Origin of the sequence: Williamsia deligens (genome assembly GCF_024171765.1) — a bacterium.
Lineage (GTDB): Bacteria > Actinomycetota > Actinomycetes > Mycobacteriales > Mycobacteriaceae > Williamsia_A > Williamsia_A deligens.
Map to the genome: position 1 here is coordinate 1 of NZ_JAMTCI010000002.1, position 21,853 is coordinate 21,853.

Consider the following 21,853-nt stretch of genomic DNA (forward strand, 5'->3'; position numbering starts at 1 on the left):
CGCGCACAACAATTGAGAAAGGCGCAGCTGGGTAGTGAGAAAACGCGCCGACGAGCGTGGGCCGAGCGTGCGAAGGGCATGACCAACATGCTTAGGCGTCAGTGGACTCGATCGCGGACGGCGACTCGTCGACGCCCCCACGCTCGCGACAATTCGATTGTCGTGCAGCCGGTCTCGCACCACAAAGGTGGCCGCACCCTCGCTCGTGGCGTCCACCGACAGTGACCGCTCGAGAAGGCGAACCATCGCCGCATCATCCGGCGACAGCATTTCGTTGCACTCCGCCCGATACAGGTCGTGTAGCAACCGGGCGAGGTGCGGGTGATCAATGGAATCGGCTCGCTCGACCACGAACCGAACGTCAATGGCGTGCTCGGACATGCGAACGAGGAAAGCGACGCCGAGCAACCCTGTCAACCGCTTAGTGATTAACAGGAATGTTCACATACAAGCATTCTTGGACACGAAGTCGGAATTTGTCTAAGCGTCAAGCGTGCGCATTTTTAAAAATTGTGCACAAAGCTGAGGAATCGTCGTCGCGTGATTCCTCGGTAACGATGCGGTGGAGTCGCGGTGAATAAATCACTAGTCGAGAAAAAGAACAGTTCATCGACCGTGTCGGTGACCGCGCCTGAATAGTCCGACTCTTGGCGGCCCGCGGATGGGCGGCCGCAACCTGCGGTGGCGCAACCCGCTAGTCGTAGGTGGAGGAGGCACGTCGACACCGTCGACGCTGAAATATTCATCCGGCGGTGAACCATGTCGGGGTCAGACTGGAGAGATGACTGCGAACAACCCCCGCCTGGGCGAGGTCGGTGACCAGATCGCCCCGCGCGATGCCCGGTACGGCGATGTCGACATCTCGGCCGCGGCCGCTCTCATGGCCGACCCGGCGCGCGCGTCGATGCTGATGGCTCTCAACGACGGACGGTCGCTCCCCGCGACGAGACTCGCCGACGAGGCCGGCGTCAGTGCGCAATCAGCGTCGAACCATCTCCGCAAGCTCGTCGACGGTGGACTGCTGCACGTGACGGTGTCCGGGCGCCACCGCTACTACGCTCTGGCCAGCGACGCCGTCGGCGTCGCCCTCGAGGGCCTCGCCGGAATCGGGCGTCCCCGGGTCATCACCAGCCTGCGCCAGGGCACCCGCGCCAACGCCCTGCGCACCGCCCGCACCTGCTACGACCACCTCGCCGGCAAGCTCGGCGTCCTCACCGCCCAAGCCCTGCTCGACCACGGTGCTGTGCTGCGCGCCGACGGCCACACCGACACCACACGCCGCACCAGCGACCCACTCACCGCAGGCACCGGCGACACCACCCTGTACCGCCTCGGCCCGGCCGCCGACGAGGTCCTCCCCGCCGTAGGCGTCGACAGCACCACACTCACCGCCGCCAAAAGCACCCGCCCACTCATCCGCGCCTGCGTCGACTGGACCGAACAACGTCACCACTTCGCCGGTCAGCTCGGCGCCGCCCTGACCACCGCCTGGCTCGATTCCGGCTGGATCAGCCGCGGCAGCCACAACCGCGCAATCACCGTCAGCGACAAAGGTATTCGTGCGCTGAAAGCGAACCTCGGCGTCGACCTCGAGGCCGTCACCCGGTAGTGCGCCAACCTCACTATTCATCGTCGCGTGAAATGACGAGGCAATAGCGTCAGGTCCATGACAACCACCACGACCCCTCGACCAGCTCCCGTCGACACCCGACCGTGGACTCGGTACGCCGCAATGGCCGCGGTGCTGTTCACAGTCATCGCCGGCACCAACATCCCCTCGCCGCTCTACAAGCAGTACGCCCACCAATGGGGCTTCTCCCCCACCGTGCTGACCCTGCTGTTCTCCACCTACGCAGCGGTGCTCGTCGTCGCTCTGCTCACCGCGAGCCGCGTTACCGGGCGCCTGGGCTACCGGGTGTCGCTCATCGGGGCCCTGTCCACCGCCGCCCTGGCCAGTGCCGTCTTCGCCCTCGCGTCCAACACAGCGTGGTTGTTCGTCGCACGGGGCCTGCAAGGCGCCGCCGTCGGCATCGCATCGGGCGCGCTGACCGCAACCATCGTGGCGCTGCACCCGCGATCCGACGGGCACTCCGCCTCCGCGGTCGTCACCGCAATGACCGCGTTCGGCGGTGGACTCGGCCCCGTCGTCTGCGGGGTGTTCGCTCAGTTCCTGCCCGCGCCCCTACACACCATTTACTGGGTCGAAGCTGCACTGCTGATCGTTGGCGTCCTCGTCGTGGCCACCATCCCGCCCCACCTCGGCAAATCCACCACCGGCCCCGCCACCGCGCGACCCGCGTTGCCCACGACCGAGCCCGCAACGTTCCTCACCGCCGCCGCCGGCACCTTCCTCGCCTGGGGGGTCGTGGCTCTGTTCCTCACCATCGCCCCATCGTTGATCGCCGACCTCACCGGGGACACCCACGTCCTGACCGCCGGCATCGTCGCCGGCGTAGTACTCATTGCTTCCGGCCTCGCCCAGATCACGCTGGCCCGCCTCGGCACCCACCGCGCCACCATAAGCGGCCTCACCCTGCTCGCCCTCGGCCTCGCCGGACTGATCGGCGCGACTTTCCTCGCCCAGCCCGCCGCCGTGATCGCCGCAGCCATCATCGCCGGTGTCGGTCACGGCCTGACGTTCATGGCCGCCCTGCGCACCACCAACGCGCTGACCGAAAACTTCGACCGCCGCCCCCGTGTCCTGTCGAGCTTCTACATCGCCACCTACGGTGGCGTCGGGATCCCCGTGATCGGCGCCGGCATCGTGGCGACCGCCACCGACACCACCTTCGCGGTCCGCATCTTCGCCGTGGTCACCATCATCGCCCTGGTGGCTCTACTCGCCGCTGTCACCACCATGCACCGAACCCGACGGGCTCAGCATGACTGACACCGCAGACGATCTCGTGATCTACAACGAAGCGGCGCGCATGAACAGCCAGCAGCTCGTCGCAGCGCTCTGCGACCTACTCGGACACAAACTGGTCGCCTACCTCGGACGGGTACGCGAGACCAGAGCTGTCCGACAATGGGCACACGGCACCCGCACCCTGAGCAACCACGCGGACCTCGAACGCCTCAGAATCGCCTACCGAGCAGCCCGCCTCATCTCCCAGAAGGACGGAGCTACCGTCGCCCAGACGTGGTTTCAGGGACTCAATCCGCTCCTGGACGACAAGACACCAGCCGCACTACTACGAGAAGGCGAGCTCGGAGAAACTGGACCTGACGTCCTCGCCGCAGCACGCCGCTTCGCCGCCGAGACCAACCGCGACTGACAGGTGCGACGACTTCGCGGGGTAAGGACCTAGTCGGAAAACCGATAGCGTAAATTACGTCAACCTGAGGCGAAATAGATTCTTCTGCTGCAGTTCTCGACCATACTGGCGGAGTGGTTGGCGCGCGCCGTGCGCGCTCGAAAAGCGACTCGAGGCGCACATCGGTCGAACCTACCGAGCAATCGTCGACGTTCTCGAGAACGGTGAACGTGACCCCGAGGAGCTGGAGACCACGCTCGCTGCGCGCTACCACCATCTCGCCGAGCGGTTGGTGACCGATGGGCGCTCGTCCTCAGTGCCTTTGTGTTCGCGGGTGCCTGGGACGCTCCCTGCATTCGCACCGTAAAGCGATGGCGTCCTCGTCTAGGCGCCCGACCGTGTCTCGGCCATTTTCGCCAACAGTCGGCCGAACAGGTCGTCGGGAACCGCGTCGGGATCGATCATCGACTCGATGGCCAGCCCGTTGGACAAGGCCAATGCCGCGATGGAGAGGTCGCCGACGGATGCACCTCGGCGCTGATCCTCGGGCCAGAACTGCCTGATCGATTCCTCGATGCGGGCCCGTAGTCGGCGGCGGAAGTCGACGAAATCGCCGTGGCTGTCCGGCTTGCGCACGGTGCGGATCCAGTGTTCCAGGAACAACAGTTGCCACTGCGGATCGGCTCGCATCGCCGTCGACAGGCGGTCGCCGATCAAACGGGAAACCTGCCCCCCAGCACGAGCCAGGGCAACCGCGTCGCGCTCGGAACCCAGCATTGCGGTGACCGCATCAATCCGGTTGCCGATCTCGGCGTCGATCAGCGCGTCGAAGAGTTCATCCTTGGTCGAGAAGTTCGAGTAGACAGCGCCTTTGGTGAACCCAGCGTGCTCAGCCACCCGGTCGATAGAGGCCCCGTCGTATCCGCGTTCGGCGAACACCACCCGCGCCGAGGCGATGATCGCTTCCCGCACGTCGGCCCGGCGTACCCGGCGACGCGGATCCGCTCGCGTCATCCACGACCTCCCTGTCGATTTCGAACCACGCTCGACGATACCAGCCAGTATCAGATACTGTTCGGTATTCAATACTTGAGAGTATCCGAATGCAGCCGCCGATCCGAGGGACTCCGATGACACCGACAGAGCCAGCCGCCGCACCCCATTCGCCGTCGCCGCCGGACACGGCGACTAAACCCGGCTCCGTCTCACTACCGACGTGGCTGGTCTGCCTGGTGGTGCTGCTGCTGCAACTGGGCTTCATCGTGTCGTTCGTCGGCGCCTTCCATGCCCCACATCCGCACCGCATTCCCGTCGAGGTGGTGGGCTCCGCACCGGTGGGCCGCGCGACCGTTGATGCGCTCGACGCCGTCCGAAGTTCACCGGTACACGCCTCGGTCGCCGTCGATCTGCCCACCGCCCGTGACCATCTGGCCTCCGGCGTCGCCTCTGGTGTCTACATCCCGGACCCGATGTCGACGCACGATACGCTGCTCATCGCCGATGCCGGCGGAACGTCGGTGGGTACGGCACTCACCAAGATCTTCTTCGGCGTCGCCACCCAGCGCGGGCGCACCCTGACGATCCATGACGCGGTTCCCCTTCAGCCGGGCGATGGGAACGGCCTCACCGGCTTCTACCTGGTGGTCGGCTGGATCATCGGCGGGTACCTGCTCGCCGCGGTCCTCGGCGTGGTCCGCGGCGCGAAGATGACCAGTGCCCGCACCGCGAGCCGACGACTCGTGGTGGTCGTCCTCTACGCACTCGCGTCGGGCTTCCTCGGCGCAGTGATCGTCGGACCGATCCTCGTCGCGCTGCACACCGGCCTTCTCGAACTCACGCTGCTCGGCGCGCTCGCGGTGTTCGCGTCGGCCGCCACCACCATCGCGCTGCAAGCCATGCTGGGGATAGTGGGGATCGCGGTCACCATCATCGTGTTCGTGATCCTCGGCAACCCCAGCGCCGGTGGGGCGTATCAGGCGGCTCTGCTCCCGCCGTTCTGGCGGGCCATCAGCGCCGTCATCCCCAACGGGGCGGGAACCGACGCTGTGCGCAAGCTCGTCTACTTCCACGGACACGGCGTGATGTCTGGCATCTGGGTGCTGATTGCATACATCCTCGTCGGCACGACGGTGGCAATCCTGCTGTCCCACCGACGCAGCCTCGTCCGTCCAGACCGAAACAACGGCGTGCGTCAACGCATTGTGCGGGCTGTGGCCACCTCTTGTGATGTTGGACGGCGCCGGGTTGCCGGTCACCCGCGCCTGATATGAGGTGGTTCCGTGGCCGAGACCTCTGCCCATTCCGACGCCTCGACGATCTGGGTCATCGATCTGACCTATAAAGCATCGTTGGACGTGGTCGACCGCATGCGTGATGCCCATCTCACCGTTCTGGCGGACTTCGCCGCCCGTGGCGTCGTGGCAACGTCGGGACCGAAAAGCCCCCGGACCGGTGGGGTAATCGTCACTCATCCCGTCGCGCGCGCCGCCGTCGCCGCTCTCATCGCCGCCGACCCGTTCGCCCTGCACGACATCGCCGATTACGTCGTCACGGGCACCCGGCCACCGACCCTCGCCTGAGGCCCCTCCGGGCCAGTCCGTCGTGCGGGGCCTATCGGCGCCGAACTACCGACGCTCGGAGGGTCCCCCACCATCACCTCGACGACCGATCTACGACGTCTAAGCCATCGCTGCGCGCGACGGATGGATCATCACCAATGACATCGAACACCCGGCGGGCCCGGGGAATTCGTCTGAAGTGAGCGAGCTAACCCTCCCCCATCGGTGCTGCAGCGCCGTTTCCACGGACGGAACCCACCGGTGACCGACTTCGCTCTCACCACGTGCTCCGTCGGCGACCGCCGGCGCCAGACCTATCCGGCCGGTAGTTCCCATCGGCTGTCGACGGCGCCGGTAGTCAGAGTTGTTCGTCGGCGGCCAGTCGTATGAAAGCCGCAGTCACGAATGCGAGATAGACCCCGATCCATCCTGCGGTCCAGCGAACGCTGGGCCTGCGGGCCAATGACATCACCTGCGACATGGTTCACCCCTTTACGGCAACACCTGACGAAGACAGTGCCGATTATCCCGGGTGTCTGTTCGCTTCACAAGATTCCGCCCCGGCGGGGCGTCAGCGACATGGCGCTGGGTATGCACTGCCGGGTGCTGTATGAGACTCCGGCGACTCATCCACGGTGCCGCTCCTCGAGTTCGCGAAGGGAGCGCCGGTTCGCAGCCAGGTGGTCGGGTCGGAACTGGCCGATCGGTGTCGCCATGATCGCCTCAGCCCATGACTCGGTCACCCCGAGCAGCTGCACCAGCGCGTCACGGGCCGCTGCGTCGGTGTCGGCGGTGCCGATCGCGGCCAACACCTCCTGGGGCATTTCCTGCGCGGCGATGAGAACTCGCAGAAATTCGAGGCGTTCCGCCTCGCCGACTCCGTTGCGCGCTCGCCCGCTGCGGCCTCTCTGGGCTTCGCGAACCGGCCCATCCCAGCGAAACAGGCTGTCCGAGAGCGATTCCGGCTCCGAGAGATCGTCGACTCGGAGCAGCACGTATCCGTCGGAGTTCGCGACTTGCAGCAGCACTCCGGTGGCGTCGTCGAAGGCGAGGTCGATCGCCTCGTCGTTGGAGGTTCGGAGGCGTACCGACCACGCGGACCGTCCCCCGACCTCGACGCCGATCGCCGGCCCGTCCGGGGTCAGTCCGGTGCTGAGTTTTCGCAGCAGCGAGTCACGCCCCAGCAGTTCGAATGGGCTAAATTGCGCTCCCAGCCAGGCGAGCTGGATGTCGCCGTCCAGTAGGTGCATCTCGTTCTCGATGCGGACCACTGAGGTGGTCCCCGATGACAGGTACACCGGGTCACCGCTCCGCTCGATCCTCAGTTCTGGCCTGGAGCGTGAAGAAAATCGAATCGAACGCGTTCTGTCAGCGACTCACTCACCACGAGCGTCCCTGCGACACTCACCGCTTCCGCGGCGGCATTCCGGCCCGCCAGCTCCACCCACGACGGCGCTCTCATCCGCGCACGCCGAGGTCGACGACAGGCTCGTCGCTCGCGCCGGTCGCCACGAACGAGTACGGACAGCGGTTCGTTCCTGGGCCGGCCTCGGCGCGCAGCAGCATGCCCCGCACACTAGTACGGCGGCGAGAGGCGAATCAGACCGAGTGAGGGCGCGGATGCCCCCTCAGCTCGACGCGTGCAATGCCTTCCCGTACTGCCTGGCGAGCTCGTTCGCTTCGGTACGCAGGGTGGCGGCGAGGTCGGTGAACTCGTCGAGGGCCGGGTTCTCGCCGACGAGGGTGAACGCGGCCTCGATGACCTCGAGGTCGAGATTCCACACGTCGGCGAGGATGCGGCGCATCCATCCGGTGGCATGGTCCCAGCCCTCGCGGGGCGTGCCCGTCGAGTAGTTGCCGCCCTGCACGCTCACGAGAACTGCGGGCTTACCTGCAAGCACGGGAGGAAGGGCGGGGTTGAAGCGCGGATCGGCGATGACCGTGTCCACCCAGGTCTTGAAGTGTTGCGACACCCCGAAGTTGTAGAGCGGCACGGCGAACAGCAGGGCATCTGCATCGATCAGCTCGTCGGCGAGTGTCGCGGCGAGACCGAGCGCATCCCGTTGCTCGGGTGACCGCTCGTCGTCGGGCGTGTAGCCGGCGAAAGCGGCAGTCGCCCAGGTGGTCGCCGGGATGGGGTTCGTCCCCACATCACGTCGTACGACGGGGTCGCCGGGATGCTCGGCCTGCCACTCGTGCTCGACGATGTCGGCGAGCGCCCGACTGTGAGAACCCGCGATGCGGATGCTGGCATCAAGACGGAACAGGGACATGGGTGCTCCTTGCGTGAACGGCGCCGACAGGCGCGCGGCGGTCGAACGTCAACTTGAACGATCAAGTACGAGCGTACTCCGGTCACTTGAATGTTCAACTCGGATACTCTTGGGCCGTGCCCGGAGAGTCAGACGTGCCCGACGATGTGTGGCTGTCGAGTGCTCAGAAACGAGATTGGGCCTCGCTGGTCGCTTTGCTCATGGCGTTGCCGACCAGGCTCGACGCACACCTGAAGCAGGTGGCCGGGATCAACTTCTACGAGTACAGCGTTCTGGTGTCGTTGGCCGAGGCACCGGAACGGACGCGGGTGATGAGCGACCTCGCCGTCCAAGCCCGCGGATCGCTGTCTCGGTTGTCGCACGCCGTCACCCGTCTGGAGACCGCCGGCTGGGTGCGGCGGCGGTCCTGCGGTGGTGCCGGTCGGCGAACCGAAGTGGTGTTGGTCGAGGCGGGTTGGCAAGAGCTGCAACGGATTGCGCCCCACCACGTGGACGAGGTCCGGCGGCTCGTCGTCGATGCCATCGAACCCCGTGAGTTCGAGCAACTGGGCTCTGCCGCCCGCCACATCCTCGCGTGCGTCGACCCTCTGGCGGCCACGACGCTCGAGTCGGCCATCGGTCGACTCCCCCGCACCTGACCGTTTGTTCTAGCCCTGTCTGTCGCTGCCGAGCACCGCGACAGGGGGCGACCGCGCGACGACAGCGCACGACAGGCCCACGACAGTCGGGATTCATAGCGTTCCCTCCGAACCCGACCCGAGAGGAGACGTCATGAGCCTCGCCCCGACCGCGATCCCCGCGGCGCCCACCCGTACCTACACGTCGCTGGCTGCGGCGTGGATCCCGCTCGCCGCGCTCTGCCTGGCGTTCTTCGTCGAGATGGTCGACAACACGCTGCTGTCCATCGCGCTGCCCACCATCGGCCGCGCCCTGGGCAGCGGCACCACCGACCTCCAGTGGGTCACCGGCGCATACTCCCTCACCTTCGGCGGACTCCTGCTCACAGCAGGCTCCATCGCCGATCGATTCGGACGCCGCCGTGTCCTCATGGTGGGGCTGGCCGCATTCGGTTCGTTGAGCCTGCTGGTACTGCTCGTCGACTCGTCGGGCGAGTTGATCGCCCTCCGCGCCGCCCTCGGCGTCGCGGCCGCGGCGATGGCCCCCATCACCAACTCCCTCGTCTTCCGACTGTTCGACGACGCGTCGCTGCGGATGCGTGCGATGACCGTCATGATCACGGTCGGCATGGCCGGGTTCGTGCTCGGTCCTCTCCTGGGTGGCACCGCCCTCGCGCACGTCCGGTGGGAATGGCTGCTGGTCGTCAACGCGCCCATCGCGCTCATCGCCGGTCTCGGGGTGCGCTACGGGGTCGCCGCCGACCGCCGCGAGGATCTGACGTCGGACCGACTCGACCTGCCGGGCGCACTGCTGAGCATCGCGACCATAGGCCTGGCCTGCTGGTCGCTGACGAGCGGCATCGACCACGGCTGGACGTCGGCGATCACCGTGCTCTCGATCCTCGGGTCCTTCGTCGCCGCAATCGCTTTCGTCTGGCACGAACGGCGCACGGCCGCACCGATGTTGGACCTATCGCTGTTCTCCGTCGGGACCGTCCGCGGTGCGGCGATCGCCCAGGTCGGTACGTCGATCGCGATGGCCAGCGTGATGTTCGGCCTGATCCTGCACTTCCAGTACGCCTACGGGTGGAGCCCGGTCCGCGCGGGCCTGGCGAACCTCCCGATCATCGCGACGATGCTGCTGGCCTCTCCCCTGTCGGAGAAGTTGGCGTCCCGCTTCGGGCATCGGATCGCCTGCCTCATCGGCGCGGCATGCCTCGCGGGGTCGCTGGCCGGCCTGTCGTGGGGAGTCGAACACGGTTACGCCGTCATCGCCCTGTCGATGGTCGTCATGACGATCGGGTTGCGGACGGTGATGACGATCTGCGCAGTGGCTCTCGTCGACGCGATGCCGGCCAACCGCACGTCCGTGGCAACCGCTCTGAACGACACCGCGCAGGAGGTCGGCACCAGCGTCGGCACGGCCGTGGTGGGAACGGCGATCGCTGCACTGGTTGCCGCGCAACTGCCGTCGGGGACATGGAGCCCAGCGCTCGTCGAGTCGTTCTTCCACGGCGAGCGCATCACCTACGCGTTGCTCGCTGTCGTGGTCGGCGTGGTCGCCGGTGTCGGGGCGCTCAGCCTCAGCAACTCCCGTCGCGTCGAGGAGTGAGAAGTGGTGCCCCTACCGGTGAATACGCCGAGCGATCCGAAACATTGCTATGTAGATGATGAACACAGTGGACACCCGCAGCCTGTTCTCGCCGACATCGCGCGAGCGTACGGTTGAAGACGACCCCCGGCCGACGCTGCGAGCACCACGTCGGTCCGCGGGTGGCCCCCGCTTGGCTACCGGGGTTGGAAGCGCCCGGGCGACAGCCGGTGGCTCACCAACTCGGGGGAGGATTGGCGAGTCACCGGTTGCGGCTGATCCCCGTCGCACGCAGTCATCTCGAACTGGGGTCAGCTTCGTCGCAGCGCCGACTTCACCGGGGAAGCCCGATACCGTTGCCGACGGAACAGGCGAGCCGGTACGTACCGTTGCGCATCGCTGTCCCACGACCGGCCGATGGGCAGGAACACCGCGTGACGCACGATGCCGAGAGGGATCACAGCTGCGTTCAGGATCGCCGCGAGGTGTCTGTGATGACACCAGTAGGTGCGAGGAACGCACAACGCGTAGCGCACGAACTCCGGGACCGGGGCCAACGTCCTCCGCCCGGAGACCGTCGCGGACATCCCCGGCGCCAGTGCGATGGCGGACCCGTCGTCGGCCAGGCAGAGGGACAAGTCGAGGTCGTCGAACAGGTCCTGCCGCTCGGTGACGTGGTCGCGCACGCCCGCCCATGCTGTAGCGCGCAGTGCCATGTTCGCCCCGGTCAGCGCAGGTAGCGACACCGTGCCGCCGCGGGCGCCGGCGCGCACAGCCCGCTCGACGAGCCGGTCATGAAGGCGTCGATATCCGCCCTGCAGAGGGAGGTCGCGCATCACCATCGGGGCCGACACGCCGGACACGGCCGGGTGTCGGTCGAAGAATTCCTCGATCGACTCCGCCCAACCGGGTTCGACGATGGTGTCCGCGTCGACTCCGGCGATGATCGACGACGATGCTGCATCGAACCCGGCTCGTCGCGCCGCGGCGACACCGGGGCGTTCCTCGTGGACGATTCGCACTCGATCGTCCTGCGCGGCGATCTCGGTCGCCACACGGACGGTGTCGTCGACGCTGTTGTTGTCGACGACGACGATGTCCACGACGACGTCGGTGGGTTGTCCCATCAATGCGTGTAGGCACCGCGGCAACGTGTGTTCCTCGTTGAACGCTGGAGCCACCACACTGATCGGCACAACCGGCCCCTCCCGAATCCCGACTGACACGGTCGGGGATGAACGCTATCGGGACCGACCCGATACCGCACGTTCGCACGGCGGATCACGTCTGCGGCGCGCTGTGGTCTGGTGGAGTGGATCTGTTGAAGATCATTACGGCGGATTTGCTGAGCCTTGACGCTCGGTTTACCTACCATCGCTCCATGTTTCGGAGTGTCCTGCGTGCGGACGACAACGACGATTGTCGTTCGTGCGCTCATCCGCGTCGTGTCCACCACCATGACCGCCCGGGCTCCGACTGCAGCCTCTGCACCTGCCACTGGTACGTCCCCGAATCGTCGTTGTCTCGCATCGTGTCCGCGCTCGGCCGGGGCGCCCGGGACACTCGACCCGGGTGATCTGCGCGGCGGCCCGTCGTCACCGCTCCGAGGGCGGCCCGACTGCGTGGTGTGCCAGCAGGCCGTCCAGCATCAGTCGTGTCGGCTGGAGGGATTCGATCAGAGCGGTCGGATGGGTGATGCGGTGTTCCGGGGCCGACACGGACAAGGCGGCCCTCAGATGTCCCTCCGGCGACAGCACCGGCAGGGCCAGACACCCGAATCCCGGTACGAAGGAACCGGTCTGGGTCGCGAAGCCGATAGTTCGCGCGGGGTCGCTCGTCTCGTAGGTGAGCAGGAGCCGGCCCACGGCGGAGCTGGTGTGGTCGTGGAGGATTCGCGACGGGTCCGACAGCGGGTAGTCGGGGTCGATGTCGAGAAGGGTGATCCGCGCACGCGACGTGCCGGGACGCAGGTAGCCGAACAGATGCAGCCCGAAGCGCAGTCCTCCGCGGGCGTCGTCCAGGACTGCACGCACCTGGTCCGTGACCGGTGCGGCCGACGCGACCCCGACGAGCCGGTCGAGCTTGCGACCCAACGCGAAGCCACCGAGATCCGGCGTCCTCACCAGGTACTCCTCCTGTGCGAGCAGGTTGACGAGCCGGTAGGTGGTCGACCGGGACAACCCCAGGCTGCGCGCGAGGTCGATCGCGGTGACCCCGGGTCCGGAGGCGGCGACCTCCTCTAGCAACTCGAGGGCGTTGATCACCGAGCGCGCGCCACCGTCGCCCCCGAACGCGCTCACCCGGACATGACCTCGGCGTGGCCGCGCCAGATGTCCGCGCGTGTGGGCGTCTCGTGGATACCGATACCGGCGAGTGCGTCGGGGCGGCTTCGGCGCAGCACGACGTACACGACGAGAGTCGCGGCGAACCACGACAGCGCCCCGATGGCCCCCAACGCCCAATCGGTGCCGAGTACGACACCGACGAACACCACCTCGATCCCGCCGAACGCGGCGGCCGCGACGCCGGCAGTCACTGCGACCGAGGGCCGGAGTTCACCCACCCGGTGCAAGAAGAACGGGGCCGCAACGCTCACGGCGACATAGGAGGTGATGAAGCCGATCACGGACGCGGTCGCCAGCGATCCGGTCATGGCCCGGAGGTCCACGCCGGCGAGCGTCATGAGCACCGGGGTCGCGGTCACGATGACCAGGGATGCGGTGATGGCGAACGTGGGCGTCTTGAAGCGCACGTGGGTGCTGCCGAAACGGGGTGAGATCACGCCCTCGCGGGACAGCGACAACAGCAGCCGCGCCAGCGCGGTCACGCACGCGAGGGCGCATGCGACGAACGATGCGACCACACCGATGTCGACGATGGGCGCCAGCCAGCCGTCGCCGATACGCTCCACCAGCCGATCCAGAGAGGCCGCCGAGCCGTGCGGAGCAGGTGTCACGGCGCTGCGGGCGACGGCTTGCGCCACCGATGCGATGACCACGACGACCGCCCCGACGACGAGAGACCCGCGGATCGCCCTGGGGATCGATCGGAGAGGCCGCCGCGCCTCCACCGACAGCGACGCCGCACTCTCGAAACCGATCAGTGCACACGTCGCCAGGGCGACACCGGTGGCGAAATCAGCGACCCCGGTCGGGGCGACGACGACGACGTCGCCGACGTCGCCATCACCTCGCACCGTCATGACGACCACCAGGGCGACGACCAACAGGATCGCCACGGCGATCGCCTCGACCACCAGACTGACCCGCGCCGACAACCTGATACCGCGCAACAGGATCACCGCACTGATCGCCGCGACACCGACGAGCACCGCGATCAACGTCCCGACGGTCGGACGGTCCACACCGACCGCCCGCAGGGCATAGGCAGCCGCCTCGGTGAGGGTGAACATCGTCAACGCCCCATAGCCCAGGACCATCGCGGCCGCGGTCGCGAAGCCTGCGCCCGAACCAAGTCCCTTGGCCGCGAACGTGTAGAGGACGCCGGGTGCCGCCATCCGCGAGGTGAACTCGGTGAGGACCCGCGACACCAGGCCCGCGAGGAGCACGGCGATGAGGATGCTCGAGACCACGGCTGCACCCGACTCCGCGATCAGCAGTGGCACCGTCGCGCCGGCAGCGCACGGCGCCATCACCGACACCGACTGTGCGGCCACCTCGGCCTGACCCAGAGAGCGGCGGTCCAGACCGGCGAGACGAGTCCGCGCCCCCAGCGACCCGACACCCGTCTGCCGGGCACCCCGAGTGCGTGACATACGCGGCGACGCTAGGACCGGCGGGTTTCGCCGGTGTTACCTCCCGATGTGGCCAGGGTGACGCGGCGTGGGACACCGGACCGGTGCCGTTCCCACGACCCGCACACACCGTTTTACCGGCAGGCAACCGCCACGCCGCCTCGCGACGAGACGGTGATGGCGCACGGTCGCCGACACAGCGCGACCTCCTGAACGGAGCTGTCACCGATGTCCACAGAACTGGCACCACCCGGCGGGACCATCACCGCCGCCCCCAGCGCGGCGCGATCCCTGACGGGCCGGCTCGGCGTCGGGTCGATCGTCTTCATGGTCGTCGCGGCTGCGGCACCCCTGACCGTCGTCGGCGGCGCGGTCCCCATCGCGATCCTGCTGGGGAACGGCGCGGGCGTCCCGATGATGTTCCTGCTGTCGGCGATCGTGCTGTTGTTCTTCTCGGTCGGACTGAGCACGATGTCGCGCTTCGTCCCCAAGCCCGGTGCCTTCTTCACCTATGTCGGCTACGGCCTCGGCCGTCCGATGGGTCTGGGCACGGCGCACCTCGCGCTGCTCACCTACACGCTGATCCAGGCCGCGGTGTACGGCTACCTCGGTGGCGCACTGCAGAGCTCGATCATCGACCTCGGCGGACCGTCGATCCCGTGGTGGGTGTGGAGCCTCGCCGTCGTCGCCGTCACCGGCTACCTCGGGTTCCGCGACATCGAGCTGAGCAGCAAGGTGCTCGGGGTCCTGCTCGCCGCGGAGGTCGGCATCGTCCTGCTGCTCGACATCGCCGTGATCGTGAAAGGCGGTGACTCCGGCCTGGGCGCCGAGTCGTTCACGCCCAACCAGTTCCTCTCCGGCTCACCGGGCATCGGACTGATGTTCGCGGTCGCCGGCTTCATCGGGTTCGAGTCGACAGCCATCTTCCGCAACGAGGCGCGTGACCCCGACCGCACCATCCCCCGCGCCACCTACGCCGCGGTCGCCATCATCGGCGTCTTCTACACACTGTCGTCCTGGTCGCTCGTCGAGGCCTGGGGCGTCGACAAGGTGGTTCCCGCGGCCGCCGCCGACCCCGCGGGCATGATCATGGCCACCGCCCGGACCTACCTCGGACAGTGGGCGGATGTGACGGTCCACGTGCTCCTGCTGACGAGCCTGTTCGCCTGCATCCTCAGCTTCCACAACGTGATCACCCGGTATCAGCACTCGATGGCGTCGGCGACGGCGATGCCGAGGCGGTTCGCGGCGGTCCACGCGCGGCACCGCTCCCCCCACGTGTCGTCGCTGGTGCAGACCGCCACTGCCGCCGTGCTTGTCGCCGTGTTCGCGGCCTGCCGACTCGACCCCGAGCTGCAGGTGTTCGCCTGGTTCTCCGGGATCGCGACGCTCGGCATCGTCGTCCTGATGGCGCTGACCTGCTTGGCCGTCAGCGTGTACTTCCGACGTAATCCGTCCGCGGTCGGAGCGTGGCAGTCGCTGATCGCCCCGGTGCTCGGACTCGTCGGACTGATCACGATCCTCGTGATCGTGGTGACCAACTTCGCGACCCTCATCGGCGGATCGTCCACTCTCGCCGACATCTTCATCGCCCTGGTGGTGCTCAGCATCGTGATCGGTGTCGTCCAGGCCCGCATCATCGCCCGCCGCAATCCCGCCGCCTACGACACCCTCACCGACGCCATCTCGCTCTGACCTCGAGCCCGAACGGAAGACACCCCATGACGACATTCGACACCCCGCCCACGACCGCGACCAGTGTGCTCGGCAGTCTCACCGCCGACGAGATCCGCACCACACGATCGCTTCTCGCCGACGCCGGCGCACTCACCGCCACCACACGCTTCGTCTACGTCGGTCTCGACGAGCCCGACAAGGCCGACGTCCTGGCCTTCCGGTCCGGGGAGGGGCCTGCGCCTGCGCGCGTCACCCGGGCGCTCCTCCTCGACCTCGCCACCGGCGACACGAGTGACGCACTGGTGGACCTCGACGCCGGGAACGTCACCGCCCGAACCATCGACGCCGCCGTCGGCCAGGTGCCGATCCTCGACGAGGAGTTCGAGATCGTCGGGGAGTTCCTGTCGACCGAGCCCCGGTGGATCGCTGCGCTCCAGGCGCGGGGCATCGACCCCGCGACGACCGTCGCGGTCCCGTTGTCGGCGGGGAGCTACGACCTTCCGGGCGAGGAGGGTCGGCGGATGGTCCGCTCGTTCGCGTTCGTCATGGATCATCCCAAGGACCATCCGTGGGCACATCCGGTCGACGGGCTCTGCGCGTACGTCGACATCATCAACCGCGAACTCATCGACCTGATCGACTACCGGATGTACGACGTCCCGCTCGAGTCGGGCAACTTCGACGACCCCGCGGTCGCCGGTCCACCGCTCGAGGGGCTCAAGCCCATCGAGATCACCCAGCCCGAGGGACCGAGCTTCACCGTCGACGGAGAGCACATCACCTGGGCGAACTGGGAACTCGACATCTCCTTCGATGCTCGCGAGGGGCTCATCCTACGGCAGCTGAGCTACCTCGACCGCCCGGTGATGTACCGCGGCTCGATCAACGAGATGGTGGTCCCCTACGGCGATCCCTCACCGAACCGATTCTGGCAGAACTACTTCGACACCGGTGAGTACGTCTACGGGCGATACGCCAACTCGCTGAAGCTCGGGTGCGACTGCCTCGGGGAGATCCACTACTTCGACGCCGTCCTGGCCGACGAGCAGGGCAGCCCGCGCGTGATCGAGAACGCGATCTGCATGCACGAGGAGGACTACGGCACGCTGTGGAAGCACAGCGACATCTTCACCGGCTCCAGCGAGGTCCGTCGACAGCGCCGCCTGGTGATCAGCTTCTTCACCACCGTGGGCAACTACGACTACGGCTTCTACTGGTACCTCTACCTCGACGGCACCATCGAACTCGAGGCCAAGCTGACCGGTGTCGCCTTCACCGCCGCGTATCCGCCCGAGGGCTCGGACTACCAGAGTCACGTTGCACCCGGACTCGGCCTGCCCTATCACCAGCACCTGTTCAACGCGCGCCTGGACATGACCGTCGACGGACTCGCCAACGCCGTCGACGAGATCGATGCGGTGACCGTGCCGGTTGGAGACGACAACCCGTGGGGTAACGCGTTCACCCTCAGCAGCACCAGGATCGCCTCCGAACGTGACGGTGTCCGGCGGGCCAACGCGGAGGTGGGTCGCACCTGGCACATCGTCAACACCGAGAAGACCAACCGGATGGGTGCGCCCACGGCGTACGCCCTGCACGCGCAGCAGTCCCCCACCCTGCTCGCCGACCCGTCGTCCTCGATCTCCCGTCGTGCCCCGTTCACCACCAATCAGGTGTGGGTCAGTCGCTACGGCGTCGACGAACGGTACGCCGCAGGTGATTTCGTCAACATGAGTGACGGGTCGTCCGGGGTGTCCGGGTACATGGCCGCCGACCGCCCGCTCGACGGCGAGGACATCGTCGTGTGGCACACCTTCGGTCTCACCCACTTCCCGCGCTCGGAGGACTGGCCGGTGATGCCCACCGACTACGCCGGCTTCACGCTCAAGCCGTACAACTTCTTCGACGCGAACCCGGTGATGAACGTGCCCGCATCGACGGCGAAGCACTGCGACCATGGCTGTTCGTGAGCTGATCGCGCCGTCGCCGACGGCCATCGCCCCCGGGCGATGTCGTGCGGCGGCGGTCGCGGCGGCGGCGCTGGCCACCGCATCGATCGGGACCCACATCCTGATGCTCGTCACGATGCCCGGTTCGACGGTGACGCACGCGGTGGTGCTGGCGATGGCCATGGCGTGCCTGTGGTGCGGCGTTCGCCTGGTGCGGACACCGAGGGTGAAGGAATGGCTCGCGACGGCGGTGATGGGCGCGGTCATGGTCGCCGCGCACCTCACCATGAGCGGGGGGCGCACCCACGGCCATGCGATGACGCACACCGCCGCGACAGGTCCGGCCCTGCATGCAGACGCCATGTCGACTGCGTTGCTGCTGGCGGTCGCCGAGGTCGTCGTCGCGGTCTGGGCGATCTGGCGGCTCACCGGGCCGGTGTGGCCGGGCAACGGGGACGCTGGCCCGGAACGACACGGTTTTCAGCGTTCGCGGGGGATGCCGCCACGAATCTGATCGAGGGTGGCGGCGAGGCGGCGGCGATCGGTGTCAGAGATGCCGATGGTGTCGTCCAAGGTCGTTCGCGCGGTCTGTTCCGCCCGGGACAGGGTGCTCTCGCCGACGGTGGTCAGCGTGATCCGGGCGGACCGTCGATCGGCGGGGTCCGGGGTGCGCCGGACGAGTCCGGCGGCCTGCATGCGGTCGACGAGTTTGCTGGCTCCGCCGGCGGTGATGACGAGGTCGTCGACGATGTCGTTGATCCGGGCGGTCCCCCGGCGCGCGATCACCCTCATGGGTTCGAACCAGGTCAGCGGTAGGTCGTGTTCGCGGCGCAGCTCGGCGTCGACGGCATTCCACAGGAGGATCTGGACCCGGACCAGCCGGTCGAACACTGCGAATGCGTCGTCGTCCACCTCTGCTCCCGTCTGTGGTGGGCATGGCACAGAACCGTCGAACCGATAGTGTATTCCACGGAAGATACTTCGGATCGAGCTCGGAGGTGCGGTGTGCGCGCAGCGTTCTACGACCGGCAGGGGCCTGCCGCGGAGGTACTCAGCCTCGGCGAGATGCCGCAGGCCGAGCCCGGCCCCGGCGAGGTGCGTGTGGCTCTTCGACGGTCGGCCGTCAATCCCGGCGATGTGAAGAAGCGGCAGGCGTGGCTCGACTCCCCCATGGCCTACGACCGGGTCGTGCCCCACAGCGACGGCGCGGGCGTCGTCGACGCGGTCGGCGACGGCGTGGACGAGGCACGGGTCGGACGCCGCGTCTGGGTGTACGGCGCCCAGTCGTACAGGCAGTTCGGCACGGCGGCGAAGAGCACCGTCGTGCCCGCAGAACTCGCGGTCGACCTCCCGGACACGGTTCCCGACTCGGTCGGCGCGTGCCTGGGGATCCCCGGTATCACCGCCCACCGAGCGGTGTTCGCCGACGGAGCCGTCCGGGGATCGACGGTTCTGGTGCACGGCGTCCTCGGCGCAGTCGGGTCCCTCGCGGCGCAGCTGGCGCGTCGGGGTGGGGCGACGGTCATCGGCACGGTCCGTCACGACAGTGACGTGACGCGGGTCAGTGGTGAGGTCGCCGACGTGGTGGTCTCCACCGCGGCCGACCCGGTCGCCCGCATCCGCGCCGCGGCCCCGCACGGCGTGAACAGGATCGTGGAGGTCGCGCTGTCCGCGAACATCGAGCTCGACAGCGAGGTCGTGGCGCCGGACGCGGTCATCGCCGTCTACGGCAGCCCGGACCCGCGACCCGTGCTGCCCCTGTGGACGCTGTTGTTCGCGAACGTGTCGATCCGACTGCTCGGCAGCGACGACTTCTCGCCGGAGGCGAAGGCCGAGGCCGCATGGGAACTCACCGCCGCAGCGGCCGATGTCCCCGACCTCGTACCGGAGATCCTGGAGTTCCCCCTCCACCGGATCGCGGACGCACACGACCTGATCGAACACGGCCGGCCCAGCGGACGGGTGGTCCTGACCGTCGACTGACAGTCTCGACCGGGTTGCCCGGTGACCTGACCCGCGACGGCGTCGACCGGCGGCGGGAGGGGTGCGGCGTCAGTCGGCGAGCGGGTCCGTGGCCACGGCAGGGACCGCCTCGCGCTGCACCCCGGCGGCCTGCACGTAGGAGAGATGCCCTCCGAGGGCTCCGGAGACCCCGGTGATCCCGAGGCCGGCCACCGTGAGCGCCAGTGCGCGGGTTGCGAAGCCCTTCTTGCGCGCGATCATCGACCCGACGAGCGTCGTCATCGCGACGGAGTTGGTCGCCGCGTGGAGCAGCGCCACCCGCCGCTGGGGGGTGTCGAGGGTGGTGTACTCCGCGAGGCCGGCCGTCGCGGCGGGAACTGCCGCGGCGAGGCCGATCGTGACCAGCGTTTGTGCCGCCGCGGGTCGACCCGTCAGATCGAACACGGGAGCCGCCGTCCAGGCCCCGATCGGGACCGTCACGAGAACCGGGTGCAGCGGATGGCCCAACCACGACCCACGCAGGACGTTGCCCAGGCCCCCGCCGAGCACCGGCGCCAGCAGCCGGGTGGTCGTCTGCGCCAGGCCGTCGAGCGCCGACACTCCCTCGGCTGCGGCGAGCGCCCGTCCGATGGGCGACGACCCGGACGTCTCGTGCGCGGATCCGCTGTCGGCATGTCCCTGTTCGCGTGGCATGTGAGCGCGTGTACCCGGACCGGCCGTGGACGAAACACCGGGGCGGTGCGGTACGTCGGTCGCCAGACAGTGCCCCACGTCACAGCGATGGCATAGTCGATGACATGGAGCCCGAGAACGAGGTCATCGATGTCGACTACCTCGTCATCGGCGCCGGCGCCGTCGGGATGGCGTTCACCGACACCATCCTGGCGGAGACGACGGCCACCGTCGCCCTCGTCGATCGATACAGCCGACCCGGTGGGCACTGGAATCGTGCCTATCCGTTCGTCCGGCTGCACCAACCGTCGGCGTTCTACGGGGTGAACTCACTCGCGTTGGGCTCGGGTGGTGTCGACACGGTGGGCGGTAACGCGGGGCTCCAGGAGCTGGCGTCCGGGCCTGAGGTGGTGTCGTACTTCGACCAGGTGCTGCGGGAGGAGTTCCTCCCCACCGGCAGGGTGCATTTCCTCGCCGGTCACGACCACACAGGCCAGGACGTCGTCTCGCTCGAGGACGGCACGCGGCGCTCCGTCCGCGCGACGAAGACCGTCGACGCCCGCCACAGCGAGGTCACGGTCCCGTCGATGCGTCCACCGGGGTACGACGTCGCCGAGGGAGTGCGGAGCGTCGCCCCCAACGACCTGCCGACGGTGGCGGATCACGCGTCGCGGTTCGTGGTGATCGGTGCGGGGAAGACCGGCGTCGACGCCTGCCTGTGGCTCCTCGACGCCGGAGTCGACCCGGACGCCGTCCGCTGGGTCGTCCCGAGGGACTCGTGGTTCCTGGACCGGCGCACCATCCAGCCCGTCGAGGGCAGCTTCGAGTGCACCGTCGGCGGGTACGCCGCACAGCTCGAGGCGTCGGCCACGGCCACGTCGGTGGCGGACCTGTTCCACCGCCTGGAGCGAGCCGGTCAGTTGCTGCGCCTCGATCCCGATGTCACGCCGACGATGTACCGGTGCGCGACCGTGACCGTCCACGAGCTGGATCAGCTCCGCACCATCACCGGTGTGGTGCGGTCGGGGCATGTGCGATCGATCGGCCTCGAGTCCATCGAACTCGACGACGGCGTCATCCCCACCTCCCCCGACGTCGTGCACATCGACTGCACAGCAGACGGTTTCCGGCGGCGGCCCGCGGTCCCGATCTTCGCCGGGAACACCCTCACTCTGCAGAGCGTCCGGACGTGCCAGCAGGTGTTCAGCGCAGCCCTGGTGGCGTTCGTCGAGGCCACCTACGACGACGACGACGCCACGAAGAACGAACTGTGCACGGTGATCCCGTCGCCCGACTCCGACATCGACTGGCTGCGGACGACTCTGGTCAACACGGAGAGCACCGTGCGCTGGGGCAGGGAACCCGGGATCACGTCGTGGCTCGAGGGCGCACGGCTCAACAGCGTCAAGACCGGGCTGACCGGACCACCCACGCCCGAGCAGATCGGGATCCTGAAGACCATCATCCGGCACATGCCCGGTGCGATCACGAACCTGCGCACCCTGCTCGCCGATACGTCGGCGGACCCCGGCGGTCTATAGCG

At 67.8% G+C, this 21,853-nt stretch carries 21 protein-coding genes; 12 read left to right on the forward strand and 9 right to left on the reverse strand.

The window, feature by feature from the left end:
- Positions 1-381 (reverse strand): hypothetical protein (locus LX14_RS14295; RefSeq protein ID WP_253648038.1); only part of this gene is annotated, 381 nt, incomplete at its 3' end.
- Between the two features lie 400 nt (positions 382-781).
- Between LX14_RS14295 and LX14_RS14300 the strand changes: the two genes are divergently transcribed.
- From LX14_RS14300 to LX14_RS14310, 3 genes are read left to right on the forward strand one after another with little or no spacing between them, the layout of a single operon-like run.
- Positions 782-1,609, forward strand: coding sequence for an ArsR/SmtB family transcription factor (locus tag LX14_RS14300; RefSeq protein ID WP_253648039.1), 828 nt, complete (start codon positions 782-784; stop codon positions 1,607-1,609).
- A 57-nt stretch (positions 1,610-1,666) separates the two neighbouring features.
- Positions 1,667-2,890: an MFS transporter gene (locus LX14_RS14305; RefSeq protein WP_253648040.1), complete on the forward strand. Its 1,224-nt coding sequence runs from the start codon at positions 1,667-1,669 to the stop codon at positions 2,888-2,890.
- Positions 2,883-3,278, forward strand: coding sequence for a hypothetical protein (locus LX14_RS14310; RefSeq protein WP_253648041.1), 396 nt, complete (start codon positions 2,883-2,885; stop codon positions 3,276-3,278). The genes LX14_RS14305 and LX14_RS14310 overlap by 8 nt, the downstream gene beginning before the upstream one ends.
- A gap of 363 nt (positions 3,279-3,641) precedes the next feature.
- Here the strand turns inward: LX14_RS14310 and LX14_RS14315 are convergent, their stop codons facing one another.
- Complete coding sequence (locus tag LX14_RS14315; RefSeq protein WP_253648042.1) at positions 3,642-4,271, reverse strand: TetR/AcrR family transcriptional regulator; 630 nt, start codon at positions 4,269-4,271, stop codon at positions 3,642-3,644.
- A 218-nt stretch (positions 4,272-4,489) separates the two neighbouring features.
- Here LX14_RS14315 and LX14_RS14320 point away from each other — a divergent pair, with 218 nt between their 5' ends.
- Both LX14_RS14320 and LX14_RS14325 read left to right on the forward strand, forming a co-directional pair.
- A complete protein-coding gene (locus tag LX14_RS14320) occupies positions 4,490-5,527 on the forward strand; it encodes a YhgE/Pip domain-containing protein (protein ID WP_253648043.1) in 1,038 nt (345 codons plus the stop codon).
- A 9-nt stretch (positions 5,528-5,536) separates the two neighbouring features.
- Positions 5,537-5,836, forward strand: a complete 300-nt coding sequence (locus tag LX14_RS14325; RefSeq protein WP_253648044.1) for a YciI family protein — start codon at positions 5,537-5,539, stop codon at positions 5,834-5,836.
- A gap of 605 nt (positions 5,837-6,441) precedes the next feature.
- Here the strand turns inward: LX14_RS14325 and LX14_RS14330 are convergent.
- A complete protein-coding gene (locus tag LX14_RS14330) occupies positions 6,442-7,086 on the reverse strand; it encodes a hypothetical protein (protein ID WP_253648045.1) in 645 nt (214 codons plus the stop codon).
- A 357-nt stretch (positions 7,087-7,443) separates the two neighbouring features.
- Positions 7,444-8,088, reverse strand: a complete 645-nt coding sequence (locus LX14_RS14335) for an FMN-dependent NADH-azoreductase (protein WP_253648046.1) — start codon at positions 8,086-8,088, stop codon at positions 7,444-7,446.
- 116 nt (positions 8,089-8,204) lie between these two features.
- On the opposite strand from LX14_RS14335, the gene LX14_RS14340 reads away from it, so the two are divergent.
- On the forward strand, positions 8,205-8,726 hold the full coding sequence (locus LX14_RS14340; protein WP_253648047.1) for a MarR family winged helix-turn-helix transcriptional regulator: 522 nt from the start codon (positions 8,205-8,207) through the stop codon (positions 8,724-8,726).
- Between the two features lie 133 nt (positions 8,727-8,859).
- Entirely contained in the window at positions 8,860-10,317 is a 1,458-nt protein-coding gene (locus LX14_RS14345; protein WP_253648048.1) for an MFS transporter, read from the forward strand.
- 290 nt (positions 10,318-10,607) lie between these two features.
- Here LX14_RS14345 and LX14_RS14350 read toward each other — a convergent pair whose 3' ends face one another.
- From LX14_RS14350 to LX14_RS14360, 3 genes are all read right to left on the reverse strand, one after another.
- Positions 10,608-11,522 (reverse strand): glycosyltransferase family 2 protein, encoded by a 915-nt coding sequence (locus LX14_RS14350; RefSeq protein ID WP_308214121.1) that lies wholly within the window; start codon positions 11,520-11,522, stop codon positions 10,608-10,610.
- Positions 11,523-11,891: 369 nt separating this feature from the next.
- Positions 11,892-12,596, reverse strand: a complete 705-nt coding sequence (locus LX14_RS14355; RefSeq protein WP_253648050.1) for a helix-turn-helix domain-containing protein — start codon at positions 12,594-12,596, stop codon at positions 11,892-11,894.
- Positions 12,593-14,071 carry an APC family permease gene (locus tag LX14_RS14360; protein WP_253648051.1) on the reverse strand — a complete coding sequence of 493 codons (1,479 nt, stop codon included), beginning with the start codon at positions 14,069-14,071 and terminating at the stop codon, positions 12,593-12,595. The genes LX14_RS14355 and LX14_RS14360 overlap by 4 nt, the downstream gene beginning before the upstream one ends.
- Before the next feature lie 207 nt (positions 14,072-14,278).
- On the opposite strand from LX14_RS14360, the gene LX14_RS14365 reads away from it, so the two are divergent.
- From LX14_RS14365 to LX14_RS14375, 3 genes are read left to right on the forward strand one after another with little or no spacing between them, the layout of a single operon-like run.
- Complete coding sequence (locus tag LX14_RS14365; RefSeq protein ID WP_253648052.1) at positions 14,279-15,745, forward strand: APC family permease; 1,467 nt, start codon at positions 14,279-14,281, stop codon at positions 15,743-15,745.
- A 26-nt stretch (positions 15,746-15,771) separates the two neighbouring features.
- On the forward strand, positions 15,772-17,697 hold the full coding sequence (locus tag LX14_RS14370) for a primary-amine oxidase (RefSeq protein ID WP_253648053.1): 1,926 nt from the start codon (positions 15,772-15,774) through the stop codon (positions 17,695-17,697).
- Positions 17,684-18,190 (forward strand): hypothetical protein, encoded by a 507-nt coding sequence (locus tag LX14_RS14375; RefSeq protein WP_253648054.1) that lies wholly within the window; start codon positions 17,684-17,686, stop codon positions 18,188-18,190. The genes LX14_RS14370 and LX14_RS14375 overlap by 14 nt, the downstream gene beginning before the upstream one ends.
- On the opposite strand, the gene LX14_RS14380 is transcribed toward LX14_RS14375, so the two are convergent.
- Entirely contained in the window at positions 18,157-18,588 is a 432-nt protein-coding gene (locus LX14_RS14380) for a MarR family winged helix-turn-helix transcriptional regulator (RefSeq protein WP_253648055.1), read from the reverse strand. The genes LX14_RS14375 and LX14_RS14380 overlap by 34 nt on opposite strands.
- A 93-nt stretch (positions 18,589-18,681) precedes the next feature.
- On the opposite strand from LX14_RS14380, the gene LX14_RS14385 reads away from it, so the two are divergent.
- Entirely contained in the window at positions 18,682-19,659 is a 978-nt protein-coding gene (locus LX14_RS14385; RefSeq protein ID WP_253648056.1) for an NADPH:quinone reductase, read from the forward strand.
- A gap of 69 nt (positions 19,660-19,728) precedes the next feature.
- On the opposite strand, the gene LX14_RS14390 is transcribed toward LX14_RS14385, so the two are convergent.
- Positions 19,729-20,331, reverse strand: a complete 603-nt coding sequence (locus LX14_RS14390) for a DUF2231 domain-containing protein (protein ID WP_253648057.1) — start codon at positions 20,329-20,331, stop codon at positions 19,729-19,731.
- A 104-nt stretch (positions 20,332-20,435) separates the two neighbouring features.
- Between LX14_RS14390 and LX14_RS14395 the strand changes: the two genes are divergently transcribed.
- Positions 20,436-21,851: an NAD(P)/FAD-dependent oxidoreductase gene (locus LX14_RS14395; protein WP_253648058.1), complete on the forward strand. Its 1,416-nt coding sequence runs from the start codon at positions 20,436-20,438 to the stop codon at positions 21,849-21,851.
- Positions 21,852-21,853 lie beyond the last annotated feature (2 nt).